Below are 18661 nucleotides of genomic sequence, written 5' to 3' on the forward strand. Positions count from 1 at the left end.
CGCGTAGGTGGAGAAGGTGGTGAAGCCGCCGAGCACCCCCGTGCCCAGGAAGGGGCGGGTCAGCCGGTGCGCGGTGGGGCGCTCGGCGATGCTCATCAGCAGGACGTCCGGGGTGACCAGTGCGCCGTCCGGCGGCAGCGGCCAGTCCAGCCGCCACACCCCGTCCGGCAGCGGACGGGCCGTCACCTCGCAGCCGCGCGGCGGCGAGCGGTGCAGCACCGCCTCGCCCGGCCACGGCAGCTCGGCGCGCAGGGCCGCGACGGCGTACCGTTCCACAGCCGTACGCCCCGGGAAACGCGCGCCCAGCAGCTTGCGCACGACGGACCGGGCCCCGTCGCAGCCGACCAGGTAGGAGGCGCGCCAGGGCGTGCCGGTCTCGCCCCGCAGCTGGGCGCTGACACCGGTGGCGTCCTGGCGCAGCATCGTCACCCGGCTGTCCTGGACGATCCGTACGCGCTCCTCCGCCTCCAGCAGCGCCCGCAGTTCGCGCGTCAGGGCGTGCTGCGGAATGTGCAGCGGAGACGGTTCTCCCGCCGCTTCCGGCGGGCCGGGCTCCTCGAACTCCTCGCCGGGCTCCTCCTCCGGCTTCCCCCGCAGGCCCGGCGGGGCGAACGCCACCCGGGCCACCTCGGACCGGCGGCGCAGCGTGCGCCAGCCCGTCCAGCGGGCGCCCTCGGTCGTGGCGCACCCGAGCCGCTCCAGCAGCGCGGCGGTCCCCGGCCGCAGCACGGCCGTACGGGCCAGGCGCCGCTCCGCCACGGCCTCGTCGGCCGGCGACTCGTCGAGGACGACGACGGGCACCTCGTACCGCGCCAGGGACAGGGCCAGGGCCAGCCCGACCGGGCCGGCCCCGACGACGATCACCGGGTCCACGGGGCCGCCTCCCGCTTCCCGTCCCGCCCGGCGTCCCGCGGAACCGGAGTCCGGTGCGGGGAGACCGTACGGGACGTACGGGGACTGGCGGGCGGAAAACGGTGCGCGATCACAGAACGTATGCAACCCATTGCCGCTGCTTGCGTCAAGCGATCAGCGACGGCGCGGCGGTGCGCCGGACGCGTGCGCCCCGCCGGTCCCGAGGGGCCGACGGGGCGTCACCCGTGTTGCTGTCAGTGGACGGTGGGGCCGTCCGCGCCGGAGGCGCCCCCGGTGGTGTCCGCGGAGTGCCCGGGATCGGCCATGACGGCGGCCCCCGTGGCGGGCGGCGGGGTCGGCCTGCCCTTGCGTGAGCGCTGTGTGCGCCGTTCGACCCAGGAGGCGACGCCGGACAGCGCCAGGCACAGCAGGATGTAGATCGAACCGAAGACGATCACCATCGGGATGAAGGCGTAGACGCCGTTCACCGGCTGGGTCTGCTGGGCGAACGACTTGCCCACGAAGAGCAGCTCTTCGTACAGGATGATGAATCCGAGCGAGGTGTCCTTGAGGGTCACCACGAGCTGGCTGATGATCGACGGCAGCATCGTGCGGACGGCCTGCGGGATGAGGACGCCGGTCATCACCTGCGTCTTGCGCAGCCCGAGCGCGTATGCGGCCTCGTTCTGGCCGCGGGGCACCGCGTTGACGCCGGAGCGGAAGAGCTCCGCCTGGACCGAGCCGTTGTACAGCGTCAGCCCGATGACCAGGGCCCACATCGGGTCGGAGACGAAGATCGCCGCCGACAGCAGGAAGATCATGATGACCAGCGGCATGGCGCGGAAGAACTCCACCACGACCGTGGCCGCCCAGCGCACCGGACGGTGGTCCGAGAGCCGGGCCGCCGCCAGCAGCGCGCCGAGCCCGAGCGACAGCACGGCCGCGAGGGCGAAGGTCTTCAGTGTCGTCAGCAGGCCGTCCAGGATCCGCTGCTGGGTGTCGCTGTACTCGTAGTCGTCCCACAGCCCGGCCTGGAACTGGCCGGTGTCGTCCAGCCTGTAGAGGACGAAGGCGATCAGGCCGAGCAGGACGACGGTGGACAGGGCGCCGTAGAGCCGGTTGCGCGCCCGCGTCTTCGGGCCGGGGACGTCGTAGAGGACGCTGCCGCTCATCGGACCACCGCCAGTCGGCTCTCCAGCAGCCGGAACAGGCCGCTGATCGCGAAGGTGATGATGAGGTAGCCGATCGAGATCCACAGGAAGATCACGAAGATGTTGTAGCCGAAGTCGGCGTTGAGCGACTTCATCGTGGTCCCGAGCTCGGTGACGTTGAAGCCCGAGGCGATGGCCGTGTTCTTGGCGAGCGCGATGAGCAGGCTGCCGATCGGCGGGATCGCGGTACGGGTGGCCTGCGGGAGGATGACCTGGGTCAGGGTCTGCCCGAAGGTCATCCCGATGGAGCGGGCGGCCTCCGCCTGGCCCACCGGCACGGTGTTGATCCCGGACCGGATCGCCTCGCAGATGAAGGCCGAGGTGTAGCAGCCCAGGGCGAGCACGGCGAGCCAGAAGGAGTCCCAGCCCTTGAGGCCCAGCGCGGGCAGGCCGAGGGTGACCGCGAGGAAGAGCAGCACCAGCGGGGTGTTGCGCAGCAGCGTCACCCACGCGGTGCCGAAGACGCGCAGGGCGGGCACCGGCGAGACACGGAAGGACGCGACGACGGTGCCCAGCACGAGCGCGAGCAGCGCGCTGAGCGCCGTCAGTTCGACGGTGCCGAGGAATCCCTCGCGGAACATCGCGAAGTGGTCGGACAGAACATTCACGGCGACCGCCGGTCAGTAACGCTCGATGGCGGGCGGCATCTCGGCGACGGCTCCCGACAGACCCAGAGTGGCGTCGTACGCCTTCTTCCAGTCGCCGTTCTTCTCGTGCGCCTCGATGGCCTTGTTGACCGCCTCGCGCAGGGCGGCGTCCTCCTTCTTCAGACCGACGCCGTACGGCTCGGTGGAGAACTTGCCGACGACCTTCAGGGCGCCCTTGTTCTCGGCCGCGTAGCCCTTGAGGATCGCGTCGTCCGTGGTGACCGCGTCGGTCTGGCCGTTGACCAGGTCCTGCACGCACAGCTGGTAGCCCTGCTGGGCCTTGGCCTCGGCGACGCCGTAGCGCGCCTCCTTGATGCGCTTGAGCGGGGTGGAGCCGGTGGCCGAGCAGACCTTCTTGCCCTTGAGGTCGTCCGGGCCCTTGATGGAGCTGTCCTTCTTCACCAGCAGCGCCTGGCCGGCGACGTAGTACGGGCCGGCGAAGCCGACCTGCTTCTTGCGCTCGTCGTTGATCGTGTACGTGCCGACGTACAGATCGACGTCACCGCTGGCGATCTTTGTCTCACGGGCCTCGGACGGCACCGTCTTGAACTTGATGTGGTCCTCGTCGAAGCCGAGGTCCGCCGCGATCATCTTGGCTATCTCGATGTCGAAGCCGGTGCGCTTCTTGGTGCTGGGGTTCTCGAAGCCGAGGAAGGGCTGATCGGCCTTGGTGCCGATCGTGATCTCCTTGCCCTTGATCTTCTCGAAGACGGGCGAGTCCTTGACGTCGGCCGAGGTGTTCACCTTGTACGTCGGCAGCGCGGGGGCCGACGAGCCGTCGCTCGCCTTGGCGCCGTCCTTGTCGTCGGGGCTGCCCGACTTGCCGCAGGCGGTCGCGGAGGCGGCGAGCGCCAGCACCACGGCGGCCGCTGCGGCGGATTTGCGGAGCTTCATGGTGAACATCCTTTGCGTCTGCGGGGCGTTGCGGGCCGGTTGCCGGGGGAAGGGCGGCACGGCGGAAAAGGGGGTGAAGAGATGGGGGCGGTCCGGCCGGGCCGGCTCGCGGGCGCCCGTCGGCGGGCGGGGCGGGCGGGGCCGGGCCGCGGTCAGTGGTGGAGGATCTTCGACAGGAAGTCCTTCGCCCGGTCGCTGCGCGGGTTGCTGAAGAACTGGTCCGGCCGTGCTTCCTCGATGATCCGGCCGTCCGCCATGAAGACCACGCGGTTGGCGGCGGAGCGGGCGAAGCCCATCTCGTGGGTGACGACGACCATCGTCATGCCGTCGCGGGCGAGCTGCTGCATGACCTCCAGCACCTCGTTGATCATCTCCGGGTCGAGGGCCGAGGTGGGCTCGTCGAAGAGCATCACCTTGGGATCCATGGCCAGCGCGCGGGCGATGGCCACGCGCTGCTGCTGACCGCCGGACAGCTGGGCGGGGTACTTGTCGGCCTGAGCACCGACCCCCACCCGGTCGAGCAGCTCCCGCGCCCGTTCCTCGGCGGCCCTGCGGTCCTTCCTGCGGACCTTCACCTGCCCGAGCGTCACGTTCTCCAGCACGGTCTTGTGGGCGAAGAGGTTGAAGGACTGGAAGACCATGCCCACGTCCGCGCGCAGCCTGGCCAGCTCCTTGCCCTCCTGGGGCAGCGGTCTGCCGTCGATGGTGATCGACCCGGAATCGGTCGTCTCCAGCCGGTTGATGGTGCGGCACAGCGTCGACTTGCCGGAACCCGACGGGCCGATGACGACCACCACCTCGCCGCGCGCGATGGTCAGGTCGATGTCCTGGAGCACATGCAGCGCGCCGAAGTGCTTGTTGACCTTGCTCAGGACGACCAGTGCGTCGGCCGGGGGCCCCGCGTCGCCGGTCACCGATTCCTCGCTCATCGGCGTTCCTCGCTCCGTCCTCCTCGATGTGGGCAGGACCCTAATGAGCTACAACGACCAGCGTCATTACATCTGAGCTGAAATTGAGCATAACGATCCGGCTTCAAACGGACACTCTGCGTCAACGGGGCAGGGCGGGGCGCGCGGGCGTACCGGGTGCATAACAGAAGGGCGCGCGGGGGCAGAACCCCTTGACGCGCCGGGCTTCCATCGGCGTGGATGCGGTGTTGCGCACAGCCCGGAGGAGGCCGATGAGACTGCTGCTCGTGGAGGACGACGACCATGTCGCCGCGGCCCTGTCGGCCGTGCTGGCACGGCACGGCTTCGACGTCGTCCACGCCCGCAGCGGCGAGGAGGCCCTGCAGGCGCTGCTGCCCGACGAGGGCACGCCGTTCGGCGTCGTCCTGCTCGACCTCGGCCTGCCCGACCAGGACGGCTTCGAGGTCTGCGGCCGGATCCGCAAGCGCACCAGCACGCCCGTCATCATGGTGACCGCCCGCGCCGACACCCGCTCGAAGATCCACGGGCTGAACCTGGGTGCCGACGACTACGTGGTCAAGCCCTACGACACCGGCGAACTGCTCGCCCGTATCCATGCCGTTGCCCGGCGCACTCCGCACGCCGAGAGCCCCCCGGGGCAGCCGCACGACGGCGCGGAGCCGCCCACGCTCCGGCTGGGACCGGTCACCATCGAGCTGCCCAACCGCCGTGTCACCGTCGACGGCGCCACCGTGCCCCTCACCCGCAAGGAGTTCGACCTGCTGGCCCTGCTCGCCCAGCGCCCGGGCGTCGTCTTCCGCCGCGAACAGATCATCAGCGAGGTGTGGCGGACCAGCTGGGAGGGGACCGGACGCACGCTCGAGGTGCACATCGCCTCCCTGCGCTCCAAGCTGCGCCTGCCCGCGCTCATCGAGACGGTGCGCGGCGTCGGCTACAAAATCGTCCTCCCGGCGTGACGGCTGCGGGGACCCGTGCGCACCCGACTCCTTCCGCTCCTCATCGTCCTCATGGCCGGCGTCCTGCTCGCGCTCGGCCTGCCGCTCGCCGCCGGCATGGCGGCCGTGCAGCAGCAGCGCGTCGTCGTCGACCGCATCGACGACACCGCCCGTTTCGCGGCCCTCGCCCAGTTCGTCTCCATCCGCCCGTTCGCGGAGGAGGACGACACGGACGACGGGCGGCTCACCACCCTGCGCACCGAGCTCACCCGCTACGAGGACCTGTACGGCATCCGCGCCGGTGTCTTCACCCGCGACGGAGCCGTCATGGCCGTCGCCCCGACCGACTGGCGGGTCCCTCCCGACGGGGAGGGCCGCCGGGCCTTCCAGGAGGCCCTGGCCGGCCGCCGCAGCCACGACCCCGGGCAGGTGTGGCCCTGGCAGCGCGGCCGGCTCACCGTCGCCTCGCCCGTCATCCGGGACGGCGACGTCGTCGCCGTCGTCGTCACCGACTCGCCCACCGGGCAACTGCGCTCGCGCATCCTGCACGAGTGGCTGCTCCTCGCCGCCGGCGAGACCGCCGCCATGCTGGTGGCCGTCGGAGCGGCCTTCCGGCTCACCGGCTGGGTGCTGCGGCCGGTGCGCACCCTGGACGCCGCCACGCACGGCATAGCGACCGGCCGGATGAACTCCCGCGTCGTCGTCGACAGCGGACCGCCCGAGCTGCGCCGCCTGGCACGGTCGTTCAACGAGATGGCCGACAACGTCGAGGAGGTCCTGGAACAGCAGCGAGCCTTCGTCGCCGACGCGTCGCACCAGCTGCGCAATCCGCTGGCCGCCCTGCTGCTCCGCATCGACCTGCTGGCCCTGGACCTCCCGGACGGCCACGACGAGGTCGCCTCCGTGCGCGCGGAGGGCAAACGGCTGGCCCGGGTCCTGGACGACCTGCTCGACCTCGCCCTGGCCGAACACGCCGCCGCCGACCTCCAGCTCACCGACATAGCCGAGATCGTCACCGACCGGGTCGACGCCTGGTCACCGGTCGCCGACCGGGAAGGCGTCACCCTCACCTACAGCGGCCCCTCGGCCGCGACCGGCTGGGCCGACCCGATCTCGCTGTCCAGCGCGCTCGACGCCATCGTCGACAACGCCCTGAAATTCACCCCCGAGCACGCCCGCGTCGACGTCCTCGTCGGGGTCGACGGCGACCGCGTCACCGTCACCGTCGCGGACGGCGGCCCCGGCCTGACCGAGGAGGAACTGACCCGCGTCGGCGACCGCTTCTGGCGCAGCAGCCGCCACCAGAACGTCTCCGGCTCCGGCCTGGGGCTGTCCATCTCCCGCGCCCTGCTCGCCGCCTGCGGCGCCACCCTGTCGTACGCGCACAACGAGCCGACCGGACTGCGGGCCACCATCTCCCTGCCGCGCGACGCGCCGCCGCGGGAGCGGGAAGGCCACGGCGCGAGGATCAGGGCTTGACCGACACGTAGTAGCGGCGCGCACCCGCGTGCAGCGGCAGCGGATTGGTGAAGATCGCCGTCCGCAGGTCGACCTTCTGCGCCGCGTGCACCTTCGTGCCGATGCGGTCCCTGCTCCGTATCACCGTGCGCGTCACCGCCTCGGTCAGATCCGGATCGGTGTCCTCCATGGTGATCAGCAGATTGGCGACGGCGATCGTCTTCACGGCCTGGGTGGTGTGCAGCTCCGGATAGGCGTCCGTCGACATCACCGCGGCCCGGTAGAAGTCCGTCTCCGGCCCCAGGGCGTGCAGCGGGCCGATCAGATCGCCGAGCTGCACCAGCCGTATCGGCGTACGGCGGCCCAGGGACTGCACGGCGTTGGTGGGCAGCCCGCCGGACCAGAAGAACGCGTCCAGCTCGCCCCGCTCCAGCAGGCCCGGCATCCGGTCGATGCCGACCCGGACCGGCGTGATGTCCTTCTCGAAGTCCAGCCCGGCCGCCCGCAGCAGCCGCTTGGTGATCAGCTGCACCCCGGACTCGTCCGCGCCCACCCCGACGCGCTTCCCCTTCAGGTCCCGGGTCGACCGCACCGGCGAGTCGTCGCGCACGACCAGCTGCATGTAGTCGTCGTACAGCCGCGCGCAGGCCCGCAGCCGGTCCGCGCCCGGCAGCCGCCGGTCCCGGTAGTTCGCCACCGCGTCCGCCGTGGCCAGCGTGAAGTCGACCTCCCCCGACGTGAGCTGCCCCAGATTGTCCAGCGACCCCTGGCTGGGCCGCAGCGTCACGTCCAGCGCGGGCAGGTCGCGGCCCAGGTCCTCCTTCAGCAGCGCGCCGTACTTCGCGTACACGCCCGTCGGCACGCCGGTCGCGAAGGATATCCGCCCGCTCGGCGTGGGCCCGTCGTCCGCGGGCAGCAGCCACCACAGCAGCAGCGCCAGCACGGCGGCCGCCGCGGCGCCGGTCCGCACGGCGCGGCGGCCGGTGAGGTGGGGGAGTCGGGGGAGCACGGTCGGATCCTGCCAGCGATGGCCCGCCCGTACCAGGCCGCATGTGGTCACACCGGGGTGACGGCGCCGGCCCGGCCGCCCACACTGGCGGGAAAGCACGGAGAGCACGGAGAGCACAAGGAGAGCACCGGCGCAGAGCTCCGGGAGGACTCATGCTGTACGCCTTCGGATTCGAACGGATCGGCGTGGTGGCGAGCGACCTCTACTTCGTCGACCCCGACCCGATCCCGGGCCAGGAGGGTGCCGAACGAGGCGTCCGGCTGGAGGTCCGGCTGTTCCGGCGGGGACCGCTCCAGGGGACGATCTACGACGCCCGGCCCATCCACGTCGACCGCCCGGTCTGGCGGGCCGACCTGCTGGAGTCGGTGGCGGGCCCGGCCGGGAGCCTGGACCGCGCCCACCACCACCCGAGGTTCAAGGGCTGGAACCCCGGCCACCGCGTCTTCGCCGAGGGACTGTCGGAAGCGCCCCTGGAGTGGGTGGCCGAGCGGCTCTCGGACCTCGACGGCCTGCTCGCGGAGGCGGGCATGGCCGCGGACGAGGCCGGTCCGGACGACGCCGCGGAGCTCCGGAAGGCGGTGCCGGACGTCATGGCGGCGGTGCGCAGGCTGCTCGACGGGGTGGCGAAGGGCGAACTGGCCCGGCCCCCGTCCGGTGAGCCGGTCACGGAGGCCCGGGTGAGCTGGCTGTGAGCGGCGGCTAGGCCGAGGGCGGCGTGGCGGGCGGCGCCGGGGGCGGCACGGTGAAGGTGATGTTGGAGAAGTCACGCCCCTGCATGACCGGGCCGTTCTGGGTTCCGCCGCTGATGTGGCTGTGCACGATGCCGCCCGCGTCGACCGACTGCGCGCGCCGCCACCACTCCGCGAGGAGGCCCCGGAACTCCGCGTCCAGCGCGGCCCGCGCCTGCAGCGCCGTCACCAGCGCGTGCGCACGGTCGACGTCGGCGGGTGCCTCGTCCAGCGCCGACAGTTCCGCCTGGCCCGAGCCCGGGTCGAGGGACCCGTCCGCCCCCCGGCCGTCATCGCCGCGGCGGAAGGGGCGCCGTACCAGGAGGGCCAGCCCCTGCCACAGCTGCCGGCCGGCTTCCCCGCCGGCGCCGCCGGCCAGTGCCGCGAGAACGCTTGCCGAGATCGGATCCATGGACGCGCTCCCCTGTCTCGTCTGCGGGTGGGTGCACATCGTAGGACGCCGCGGGTCAACCTGGTGACCCGTCATGCGCGTTCTGTGTGCGTAGAGTTCGCGTGTGGCCGATGAGACGTACAACAGCGTGGACGGGCAGGCGCAGGTGGGGGCGGTCTTCCAGGCCCGCCACATCGGCGAGGTGCATCAGCACGTGCACGCGGCGGCCGCCCCGCCGCCTCCGGTCCCCTTCCAGGTCCCGCCCGCGCCCGCCCACTTCGAGGACCGGCAGGACGAGCAGCGGCGCGTCCTGAAGGCGGTCGACGGCCATTCCGGCCGGCCGGGTCCCCTGGTGGTCGCCCTGACCGGGATCGGCGGCATCGGCAAGACGGCGCTCGGGTTCCATCTCGCCCGCCGGCTCGGCGACGGATTCCCCGACGGCGTGCTCTACCTCGACCTCGACGACCTGCGCCGTGATGGGCTGGTCGAGGCCGCGGACGCGGTCGGGGAACTGCTGACGGGGCTGGGCGTCGCCCCCGACTGGCTGGAACGGTCCTTCGCGAGCCGGTCGAAGCAGTACTGGACGCGTACCCGGGGCAAGCGCCTGCTCATGGTGCTCGACAACGCGCGGTACGGGACCGAGGTCATCCCGTTGCTCCCGGCGTCCGCCGCGGGCCTGGCCATTGTGACCAGCCAGGGGCAGCTCCCCGACCTGGACGGGGTGGCCGCGGTGGAGGTCCCGATGAGCCCGCTGGCCGTCGACGACGCGGTGCGGTTGCTCACGCACATCGTGGACGACCCGCGACTGGCGGCGGAGCCGGACGCCGCGCGGGAGATCGCGCGCGGCTGCGGCGGTCTGCCCGCGGCGCTCCAGGTGGCCGGCCAGTGGATCCGCAAGCACCGCCGGCGCAGCCTGACCCGTCTGGTCGCCGAACTCACCGCCACCCTGCACGAGAGAGGCATCCCCATGGTGGAAGCGGTGTGGGACGCGGCGTACGCCGGGCTGGGTCCGGAAGCCGCGCGGCTGTACCGCCTGCTGCCGCAGTTCCCGGCCCCGGCCGTCACGGCCCCGGCCGCCGCGGCGCTCCTGGGCTGCGATCTGCCGGCCGCCGAGGACGCCCTGGAGGAGGCCGAGGCGGCGGGCCTGCTGGAGAGCCGGCCCGAGGGGCAGCGGATGCACGACCTGTTGCGCGGACACGCGGAGCGCCGTTCCCGCCGGGCGGACCCCGCGGGGGCGGAGCGGGAGGAGGCCCGGCACCGGCTGATCCGCTGGTACCGGCGCCAGGCAGGCCGGGCCGACGCGCTGGCGGCCGGCCCGCGCATGACCTTCGCGGCGCCCGAACCGCCCCTCCCCGGCGTCCCGGACGTCGAGTTCGCCGGCAAGGCGGAGGCGCTGCGCTGGATGGAAGCCCAGCGCCTCGCCCTGTACGGCTGCGTCCGGCTCGCGTTCCGGTCCGGGCTGTACGACGACGCGTGGGCGCTGTGCGAGCCGCTGTGGACGCATTTCCTCGACCACCCGCACTACGAGGACGTCTTGGACGCCTTCCGCAGCGGCCTGTCCGCCGCAGAGCACGCGGAGCACCTGCCGGCGATGATCCGCATGCGATGCCAGCTCGCCAGGCCGCTGTGGGAACAGGAGCGGTACGACCAGGCCGCGGAACAGCTCCGGTACGCGCTGAACGCGGCCGGGTCCCTCGGCGACTCCGAGCCCGAACGCAAGCTCAGGGCCTCGGTGCTGGAGTTCAGCGGCAAGCTGAAGTGCGCCCGGGGCGCATGGGAGTCCGCCGCGGCGGACTTCGAGAGCGCACGGCAGCAGCACGCGGCGATCCCCAACGCGTACGGCGTGCTGCTCCAGACCTATCTGCTCGGCCGCGCCACCCTGGGCATGGGCCGGCCGGAACGGGCGGCCGAGCTGCTCGGTGACGCCCACCGCATGGCACGCGAACAGGACCGCGAGCGGATGACCGCGCGGACCGGCTTCGAACTCGGCCGTGCGCTGCGGCAGCTCGGGCGGGCCGCGGAAGCGGCCGCGTTGTTCCGGTCCGCTCTGGCGAGCGCCCGCGAGCGCGGCTCGACCACCGACGAGGTCCGCGTCCTGGAGGAACTGGCCGACCTCACGGACGAGATGGGTGAGACCGCAGAGGCGGACGAGCACCGGACGGCGGCCCGGCTGCTGAGGGAACGCGCCGGGGGCTCTTCCGCAGCGGATCACAGCTCGTAGTCGAGGTCCGGTGCGTCGGCCGCGGCGAGGACGACCCGGACGGACAGCGGGCCGACCTCGCACACGAGTGAGGCCGGCACCGTGCGCCCGGGAGCGGCGCCCAGCCAGGCGTGGATCGCGGAGATCACGGCCGCCGGGTCCGCCCGCAGTATGCGGCCGTCCCTCCGGCAGGGCTCGACACGGACGCCGAACACCCCGCCGGAACGATGCCTGACCAGGCACCGCTCCGGTGTGAGAACAGCGGCCGCGGTCCGGCAGCCCGGCCACTCGTCCAGAACCCGGGCCGTCCAACCGGCAGCCGTCCACGCGCTGGTGTGCGGTGCGGAGGGCGCGGGCCGGGAGCGGCGCCATACGACTGCGGCGTTCTGCATCTGCCGCCCGCTCGCGTCGGGGAACTCGGCCGCCACATGGTGCGCCGGCTCGGAGGTGAAGGCGGGGAACCGTTCCACGCCGACCCGGTCTCCCGCCACCCGGGCCCGCACGGCGTGGGCCGCGGGCCGGCGGGCCGGCCCCCGGGGAGCGGGCAGCGCGCGCGGCCGCACGGGAGCCGGCCGCGGCGGGATTCCCAGCAGCCGGTACAGCTCGTCGCGCAGCCGGGACAGCGACCGGCCGGGCAGGTCGAAGGCCGCGTCGGCGAACTTGCGGGAGTCCTGCCCGGCAGCCGCCCGCAAGGCCTCCGCCAGGCTCGCGGGTCCGGTCAGCCGCGGCGCCTGTTCCAGCAGGTCGGCCATCGGGGTCCCGGGTATCAGCTCGCTCCCGCCGTCGTACGCGCCGATGACGGGACGGCCGAGAGCGGCGGCGTACAGGGCGGTGGAGCCGTGGTCGGTGATCACGGCGTCGCAGGCGACCAGCAGGGCGGCCCATTCCTCGTGCGGTGCGGCCAGGATCGTGCCCGCGTCCAGCGCGGGCGCGAGGTGCCGGGAGAGGTCGTACGCGCCGATCCTGCTGTGCTCGTTGGGATGGAGGACGAGCGCGAGCTGGTACGCGTCGTGGGGCAGACCCGCCGCGAGCGCCGCGGGCAGTTCCGGCCGCCGCGCCAGCAGCGACTCCGGCCCCCACGTGGACGTCAGCACGACGAGCCGGCGCTCACCGGTGCCCAGGGCGGCGCGGTAGCCGTCCCGGTGGGCACCTGAGGCGAGTACGCGATCCAGCGTCGGGTCTCCCACCACCGTCGCCCGGGCCGCGGCCGGCGGGCAGTGCTCGGCGAGGCGGTCGAGCTGGTCGCCGTGCGCCAGTGCGTGCAGATCGGCCCAGGGCCGGCCGCCCTCGAGCAGGAAATGGGGGTCGAGCCCGGACGGAAGGCGCGCGGAGCCCTCGCCCGCGATCGACTTGTTGAAGCCGGCGCCGTGGGGCAGCAGCACCCGCGGGCCGCGCAGCGCTCCGAGAGCGCCCTTCGGGCTGGCCGTCAGGACGAGGTCGAACGTGCGGTGGGGGATGTCCTGCCAGTTGACGAGGCGGGCGCCGGACCTCTCCAGAACCGCCAGCGCGTCGACGTCGAAGTCCGAGCCCGGCACCAGCGTGAACCGGCTGACGATGCGTTCGTCACCGTCGAAGACCGGCAGGACGTCCAGCAGCCGGTGCAACGCACCGGCGGAGCGAACGGCGAACAGCACGGCCTTGCTGCCTGCTGCCTGCTGCCTGCTGCCTGCTGCCTGCTGCCTGCTGCCTGCTGGCGAAAATCGATCATGCTATCAATGGGTTCGGCGAGGCGCAAACCAGGGGTGCCGCTCCGAGTGAGTCCGTCACAGGCGTCCCGCGCATGAACGCGATCGTACCGGTGGGCGTCGCCGGCCACGGGCGAGCACCATGGCGGGAGAGGGGAGGGGGCCGCCACCCCAGGAGGACGCCATGCGGCACACCAGACTGCCGGGCGAATCGACGGAGTACCTCGCCGCCCGGGAAGAGCTCCGACTGGCCGAGATCGACCTCATGCGCCACCGCGAACGCGTGGCCGCCCAGCGACGCGCGCTGCCGCCGGGGCCGGCCGTCGCGGACTACGTCTTCGCCGAAGGCCCCTCCGGCCTCGACGCGGGCGACGAGCCGGTCCGCGAAGTCCGCCTGAGCGGGCTGTTCACCGCACCCGACCGCCCTTTGATCGTCTACCACTTGATGTACGGAAAGAGGCAGACCGAGCCCTGCCCGATGTGCACCCTGTGGATCGACGGCTTCAACGGCATCGCCCACCATGTCGCCCGTACCGCCGACTTCGTCGTCGCCGCGGCCGCCGGCCCACCCGCCCTGCGGCAGCACGCCCGCAACCGCGGATGGCACCGGCTGCGACTGCTGAGCTGTGGGGACAGTACGTTCAAGTACGACCTCGGCAGCGAGGACGAGAACGGCGAGCAGGACTCGACCGTCTCCGTCTTCACCCGTGACCCCGACGGAACCCCGCGCCACCGCTACTCGGCGCACCCCCGTATGGCCGAGGACATCGACCAGCGCGGCATCGACCTCCTCGCCCCCGTCTGGCACCTCCTCGACCTCACCCCGCACGGCCGCGACGACTGGTTCCCGCGACTCGACTACTGACTGCGGGGCCGCGGCGCTGCGCGGAACCGGCGGTTTCCCGGTGCCGCCGGACGTTTCGGTGCACCCTCGGGGAGATCACCTCTCCGTGATGGTCAGTCGCCGCCGGGGCCGCGGGCGGCCACTGACCATCGTCGTGCCCGGGCCCGGAAGGACACTCGCAGTGACGCACGCCACGACCCCGGACGGGGTCCGCATCGCCTACCAGCTCCGCGGTGACGGGGACCCGCTGGTCCTGCTCGCCGGCCAGGCCAACAGCCACCGCTGGTGGGACGGGATCCGGGAGGACTTCCACGCCGCCCGCAGCACCATCACGATCGACTACCGCGGCACCGGGGCGAGCGACGACCCCGGGACGCCGTTCTCCACCGAGGAGTTCGCGCGCGACGTGATCGCCGTGCTCGACGACCTCGGCGTCGACCGCGCGGACGTCTACGGCACGTCCATGGGCGGGCGTGTGGCCCAGTGCCTGGCCGTCCACCACCCGCGGCGGGTCCGTTCGCTGGTGCTCGGCTGCACCTCGCCCGGTGGCCGGCACGGCGTCGAGCGCGGCAACGACGTCCGGAGGTCGCTGGCCGACCCGGACCCCGCTGCCGCGAGGCGGGCGCTGCTCGGACTGATGTACACCCCCGACTGGCTCGCGACCCACCCCGGGCCGTACCGCACGCTGGGCGACCCCACCATGTCCGCCCGCGCCCGGCGGCAGCACCTGCTCGCGAGCGACCGGCACGACGTGTGGGACGCGCTCCCCGGCATCGCGGCCCCCACGCTGGTGCTGCACGGCGGCGACGACCTCCTCAACCCCACCGCGAACGCACCCCTGCTCGCGGGCCGCATTCCCGGCGCCCGGTCGGTGATCATCCCCGGCGCCCGGCACGCCTACTTCGAGGAGTTCCGCACCGTCGCGGCACCGCTCGTGCTCGACTTCCTGGCCGCCCGCTTGCCGGCGGCCCCCTTACCCTTGTGGCATGACCAGCAGTGACCGGAGCCAGGCAGTGGGCGTGACCAAGACCTATACCGTGCGTACCTACGGGTGCCAGATGAACGTCCACGACTCCGAGCGGCTGTCCGGACTGCTGGAGGACGCCGGGTACGTCCGGGCGCCCGAGGACGCTCCCGAGGGAGAGGCCGACGTCGTCGTCTTCAACACCTGCGCGGTGCGGGAGAACGCCGACAACAAGCTGTACGGCAACCTCGGCCGGCTCGCCCCGATGAAGACCAAGCGGCCCGGCATGCAGATCGCCGTCGGCGGCTGCCTGGCGCAGAAGGACCGCGACACCATCGTGAAGAAGGCGCCGTGGGTGGACGTCGTCTTCGGCACGCACAACATCGGCAAGCTGCCCGTGCTGCTCGAGCGCGCCCGCGTGCAGGAGGAGGCGCAGGTCGAGATCGCCGAGTCGCTGGAGGCGTTCCCCTCGACGCTGCCGACGCGCCGCGAGAGCGCCTACGCGGCCTGGGTCTCGATCTCCGTCGGCTGCAACAACACGTGCACCTTCTGCATCGTGCCCGCGCTGCGCGGCAAGGAGAAGGACCGCCGGCCCGGCGACATCCTGGCCGAGGTCGAGGCGCTCGTCGCCGAGGGCGTCAGCGAGATCACGCTGCTCGGCCAGAACGTCAACGCGTACGGCTCGGACATGGGCGACCGCGAGGCGTTCTCCAAGTTGCTGCGCGCCTGCGGCACGATCGAGGGCCTGGAGCGGGTGCGCTTCACCTCCCCGCACCCCCGCGACTTCACGGACGACGTGATCGCGGCCATGGCGGAGACGCCGAACGTGATGCCGCAGCTGCACATGCCGCTGCAGTCCGGCTCGGACACCGTCCTCAAGGCGATGCGCCGCTCGTACCGGCAGGAGCGCTTCCTCGGCATCATCGAGAAGGTGCGCGCCGCCATGCCGGACGCCGCGATCACCACCGACATCATCGTCGGCTTCCCGGGCGAGACCGAGGAGGACTTCGAGCAGACGATGCACGTGGTGCGCGAGGCGCGCTTCGCGCAGGCCTTCACCTTCCAGTACTCCAAGCGCCCCGGCACGCCGGCGGCCGAGATGGAGGGGCAGATCCCCAAGGAGGTCGTCCAGGCGCGCTACGAGCGGCTGGTGGCCCTCCAGGAGGAGATCTCCTGGGAGGAGAACAAGAAGCAGGTCGGCCGCACGCTGGAGGTCATGGTCGCGGAGGGCGAGGGCCGCAAGGACGACGCCACCCGGCGGCTGTCCGGCCGCGCGCCCGACAACCGTCTGGTCCACTTCTCCAAGCCGGAGGAGCCGGTCCGCCCCGGTGACGTCGTGACCGTCGAGATCACCTACGCCGCCCCGCACCACCTGCTGGCCGAGGGCCCGGTCAAGGCCGTGCGCCGCACGCGATCGGGCGACGCCTGGGAGAAGCGCAACGCCGCCAAGGCCGCCAAGCCGGCCGGCGTGATGCTGGGCATCCCGGCCATCGGCGCCCCGGTGCCGGCGCCCGCCCCGGCCGCCCCGGGCTGCGGCTGCGACTAGCGCCTGTCCGGCGGGTCTCCGCCGGGGCGCGGCCCGGTCCGGCGGCTGCGTGGCGACTCCCCGGAGTCGCCCGGCGGCCGATCTCCGGTTGTTAGGGTTCGGCCATGCTTGTCGCCGCCGCCGTTTGCCCCTGCACGCCGCTGCTGGTCCCCGAGGTCGCGGCCGGTGCCGCGTCCGAGTTGGACGCACTGCGGGCCGCCTGCCTCGACGCCGTGGCCGTCCTGGCCGCCGCGCGGCCGGGGCGGCTGGTGGTCGTGGGGGCCGCCGAGCAGCCGGGCCGCGGCCCCTTCCCGCAGGGCTCGACGGGCTCCTTCCGCGGCTTCGGAGTGGACCGCCCGGTCCGGCTCGGCACCGGCGACGACACCGCCGGGGAGCGTGAGCTGCCGCTGTCCCTGGCCGTCGCCGCCTGGCTGCTGGAGCGCACGGCCTGGGCGACCTCGCCCGTGGAGGGGCTGGGCGTCGGGGAGCCGCTGGAACCGGAGCGCTGCCTGACGGCGGGACGCGAGCTGGCGGAGCGGGACGAACGGGTCGCCCTCCTGGTGATGGGCGACGGCAGCGCCTGCCGGAGCCTGAAGGCGCCGGGCTACCTCGACGAGCGGGCCGAGGCGTTCGACGCCGGCACGGCCCGGGCCCTGGCGGCCGCCGACACGGGGGCGCTGGCCGGGATCGACGCGCAGCTCGCGCACGAGTTGAAGGCCGCCGGACGTGCGCCCTGGCAGGTGCTCGCGGGCGCCGGCGAGGGCGCCGGGCTGCGCGGCGCGCTGCTGTACGACGAGGCGCCCTACGGAGTGGGCTACCACGTCGCCGCCTGGTCCTAGGGCCCGGCGGACACCCGGGGAAGGGCCGGCGGCACGGCGACGGCCGTGGAGCCGGGCTCCACGGCCGGTCGCCGACGAGCTCTACTTACGGGCGCTCTCCCCGGCCTCGCTGTCGGCCGCCTCCTCCGCGGACTGCTGCTTGGGGATCTCGACCCCCTCGCCGGCCTCGTCCTCGGTCGTGGCGGCCGCCTCGGCGGCCTTCTGCTCTGCTGCCGCCTCCTCCGGCTCCGCCTCCGCCGTCTCGGCGGCGTCGGCCGATTCCGCCGTCTGGGTGGTCGCCGGGGCCTCTTCTGTTGACGCCTCCGACGCCTTCCGGCGAAACCTTGAAAACACGCCCATATCTACTCCATTACCTTACTGGTGTGAGCGAAATCCCGTGCCGCCCGGAGCGTCCCATTGCGTCGCCCGCGGGCACCGATCCGTGAATCGGCTCTCGGAACCTCGCAACAGGCAACGAAACCGGCAGCGTCGCGTCACGTCGCTCGTTCGTGGGGCGCGCCGGGGGTTTGCGAGACTGATCCGGTGAAAAACGCACTTCCCGCACCCCGGGTCATCACCGTCGTCGGACCGACCGCCGCCGGCAAGTCCGATCTCGGCGTCGCCCTCGCCCAGCACCTGGGGGGCGAGGTCGTCAACGCCGACTCCATGCAGCTGTACCGCGGCATGGACATCGGCACCGCCAAGCTGACGACGGCCGAGCGGCAGGGGGTGCCGCACCATCTCCTGGACGTCTGGGACGTCACCGAGACCGCGAGCGTCGCCGAGTACCAGCGGCTGGCCCGCGCGGAGATCGACAGGCTGCTCGCCGAGGGGCGCACGCCCATCCTCGTCGGGGGCTCCGGCCTGTACATCAAGGGCACCATCGACGCCCTGGAGTTCCCCGGCACCGACCCGGCCGTACGCGCGCGGCTGGAGGGGGAGCTCGCCGAGCTCGGCCCCGGCGCCCTGCACGCCCGCCTCGCCGCCGCCGACCCGGCCGCGGCCCGCGCCATCCTGCCCGGCAACGGCCGGCGCATCGTGCGCGCGCTGGAGGTCATCGAACTCACCGGGCGGCCCTTCACCGCCAATCTGCCGGGCGAGAAGCCGGTGTACGACGCGGTGCAGATCGGCGTCGACGTCGAGCGCCCCGAGCTCGACGAGCGCATCACCCTGCGGGTCGACCGCATGTGGGAGGCGGGGCTCGTGGACGAGGTGCGCGCCCTGGAGCGCGAGGGCCTGCGCGCCGGGCGCACGGCGTCGCGCGCGCTGGGCTACCAGCAGGTGCTCGCCTTCCTCGCCGGAGAGTGCACGGAGGACGAGGCCCGCGCGGAGACCGTACGGGCCACCAAGCGCTTCGCCCGGCGCCAGGACTCCTGGTTCCGGCGGGACGCGCGGGTGCACTGGCTGAGCGGAGCCGCCGACCGGCGCGCGGAACTCCCGGAGCGAGCGCTCGCGTTGCTCGAACGGGCGATTACAGCCTGATCACGTGATGGCATCGGGACGCCCCGCACGCCGTGCGCACCTCGTCCGACGTGCCATCATCGAGCTTCGATCGAGCCGTGGAGTCCGAG

18 protein-coding genes are annotated in these 18661 nt (G+C 72.9%); 9 read left to right on the forward strand and 9 right to left on the reverse strand.

Translation table 11 applies throughout. The features are described 5' to 3' along the window. From AB0K09_RS05540 to AB0K09_RS05560, 5 genes are all read right to left on the reverse strand, one after another. Positions 1–873, reverse strand: an 873-nt coding sequence (locus AB0K09_RS05540; protein WP_366063974.1) for an FAD-dependent monooxygenase, incomplete at its 3' end; no start/stop codon positions are given. Between the two features lie 233 nt (positions 874–1106). Then, positions 1107–2024, reverse strand: coding sequence for an amino acid ABC transporter permease (locus AB0K09_RS05545; protein WP_366063975.1), 918 nt, complete (start codon positions 2022–2024; stop codon positions 1107–1109). Continuing rightward, on the reverse strand, positions 2021–2671 hold the full coding sequence (locus AB0K09_RS05550) for an amino acid ABC transporter permease (protein ID WP_366063976.1): 651 nt from the start codon (positions 2669–2671) through the stop codon (positions 2021–2023). The genes AB0K09_RS05545 and AB0K09_RS05550 overlap by 4 nt, the downstream gene beginning before the upstream one ends. Before the next feature lie 12 nt (positions 2672–2683). Continuing rightward, on the reverse strand, positions 2684–3604 hold the full coding sequence (locus tag AB0K09_RS05555) for a glutamate ABC transporter substrate-binding protein (protein ID WP_366063977.1): 921 nt from the start codon (positions 3602–3604) through the stop codon (positions 2684–2686). Between the two features lie 152 nt (positions 3605–3756). Next, a complete protein-coding gene (locus AB0K09_RS05560) occupies positions 3757–4533 on the reverse strand; it encodes an amino acid ABC transporter ATP-binding protein (RefSeq protein ID WP_366063978.1) in 777 nt (258 codons plus the stop codon). 251 nt (positions 4534–4784) lie between these two features. Here AB0K09_RS05560 and AB0K09_RS05565 point away from each other — a divergent pair, with 251 nt between their 5' ends. Together AB0K09_RS05565 and AB0K09_RS05570 are read left to right on the forward strand one after the other, a co-directional pair. After that, positions 4785–5489, forward strand: a complete 705-nt coding sequence (locus AB0K09_RS05565; protein ID WP_366063979.1) for a response regulator transcription factor — start codon at positions 4785–4787, stop codon at positions 5487–5489. A 15-nt stretch (positions 5490–5504) separates the two neighbouring features. Beyond that, positions 5505–6947, forward strand: coding sequence for a HAMP domain-containing sensor histidine kinase (locus AB0K09_RS05570; RefSeq protein WP_366063980.1), 1443 nt, complete (start codon positions 5505–5507; stop codon positions 6945–6947). Here AB0K09_RS05570 and AB0K09_RS05575 read toward each other — a convergent pair. Then, positions 6937–7935: a TAXI family TRAP transporter solute-binding subunit gene (locus AB0K09_RS05575; protein ID WP_366063981.1), complete on the reverse strand. Its 999-nt coding sequence runs from the start codon at positions 7933–7935 to the stop codon at positions 6937–6939. The two genes, AB0K09_RS05570 and AB0K09_RS05575, sit on opposite strands and share 11 nt — an antisense overlap. Before the next feature lie 152 nt (positions 7936–8087). Here AB0K09_RS05575 and AB0K09_RS05580 point away from each other — a divergent pair, with 152 nt between their 5' ends. Next, on the forward strand, positions 8088–8627 hold the full coding sequence (locus tag AB0K09_RS05580; protein ID WP_366063982.1) for a hypothetical protein: 540 nt from the start codon (positions 8088–8090) through the stop codon (positions 8625–8627). Positions 8628–8634: 7 nt separating this feature from the next. Here the strand turns inward: AB0K09_RS05580 and AB0K09_RS05585 are convergent, their stop codons facing one another. After that, positions 8635–9075: a hypothetical protein gene (locus AB0K09_RS05585; protein WP_366063983.1), complete on the reverse strand. Its 441-nt coding sequence runs from the start codon at positions 9073–9075 to the stop codon at positions 8635–8637. A 103-nt stretch (positions 9076–9178) separates the two neighbouring features. Between AB0K09_RS05585 and AB0K09_RS05590 the strand changes: the two genes are divergently transcribed. Next, a complete protein-coding gene (locus AB0K09_RS05590) occupies positions 9179–11275 on the forward strand; it encodes an NB-ARC domain-containing protein (protein WP_366063984.1) in 2097 nt (698 codons plus the stop codon). Here the strand turns inward: AB0K09_RS05590 and AB0K09_RS05595 are convergent. Then, positions 11263–12888, reverse strand: coding sequence for a translation initiation factor 2 (locus AB0K09_RS05595; protein WP_366063985.1), 1626 nt, complete (start codon positions 12886–12888; stop codon positions 11263–11265). The genes AB0K09_RS05590 and AB0K09_RS05595 overlap by 13 nt on opposite strands. A gap of 235 nt (positions 12889–13123) precedes the next feature. Here AB0K09_RS05595 and AB0K09_RS05600 point away from each other — a divergent pair, with 235 nt between their 5' ends. From AB0K09_RS05600 to AB0K09_RS05615, 4 genes are all read left to right on the forward strand, one after another. After that, positions 13124–13804: a DUF899 family protein gene (locus AB0K09_RS05600; RefSeq protein ID WP_366063986.1), complete on the forward strand. Its 681-nt coding sequence runs from the start codon at positions 13124–13126 to the stop codon at positions 13802–13804. A 160-nt stretch (positions 13805–13964) separates the two neighbouring features. Then, the gene (locus AB0K09_RS05605; protein WP_366063987.1) at positions 13965–14783 is read left to right on the forward strand and encodes an alpha/beta fold hydrolase; all 819 of its coding nucleotides are present in this window, start codon (positions 13965–13967) and stop codon (positions 14781–14783) included. Next, positions 14770–16293, forward strand: coding sequence for a tRNA (N6-isopentenyl adenosine(37)-C2)-methylthiotransferase MiaB (gene miaB, locus AB0K09_RS05610; protein WP_366063988.1), 1524 nt, complete (start codon positions 14770–14772; stop codon positions 16291–16293). Before AB0K09_RS05605 ends, miaB begins: the two co-directional genes overlap by 14 nt. Positions 16294–16397: 104 nt before the next feature. After that, the gene (locus AB0K09_RS05615) at positions 16398–17111 is read left to right on the forward strand and encodes a class III extradiol dioxygenase subunit B-like domain-containing protein (RefSeq protein ID WP_366063989.1); all 714 of its coding nucleotides are present in this window, start codon (positions 16398–16400) and stop codon (positions 17109–17111) included. Positions 17112–17192: 81 nt separating this feature from the next. On the opposite strand, the gene AB0K09_RS05620 is transcribed toward AB0K09_RS05615, so the two are convergent. Next, entirely contained in the window at positions 17193–17450 is a 258-nt protein-coding gene (locus AB0K09_RS05620; protein WP_366063990.1) for a hypothetical protein, read from the reverse strand. A 183-nt stretch (positions 17451–17633) separates the two neighbouring features. Here AB0K09_RS05620 and miaA point away from each other — a divergent pair, with 183 nt between their 5' ends. After that, positions 17634–18572 carry a tRNA (adenosine(37)-N6)-dimethylallyltransferase MiaA gene (gene miaA, locus AB0K09_RS05625; protein ID WP_366063991.1) on the forward strand — a complete coding sequence of 313 codons (939 nt, stop codon included), beginning with the start codon at positions 17634–17636 and terminating at the stop codon, positions 18570–18572. Positions 18573–18661 lie beyond the last annotated feature (89 nt).

The organism is Streptomyces sp. NPDC049577, from assembly GCF_040675635.1.
Classification (GTDB): domain Bacteria; phylum Actinomycetota; class Actinomycetes; order Streptomycetales; family Streptomycetaceae; genus Streptomyces.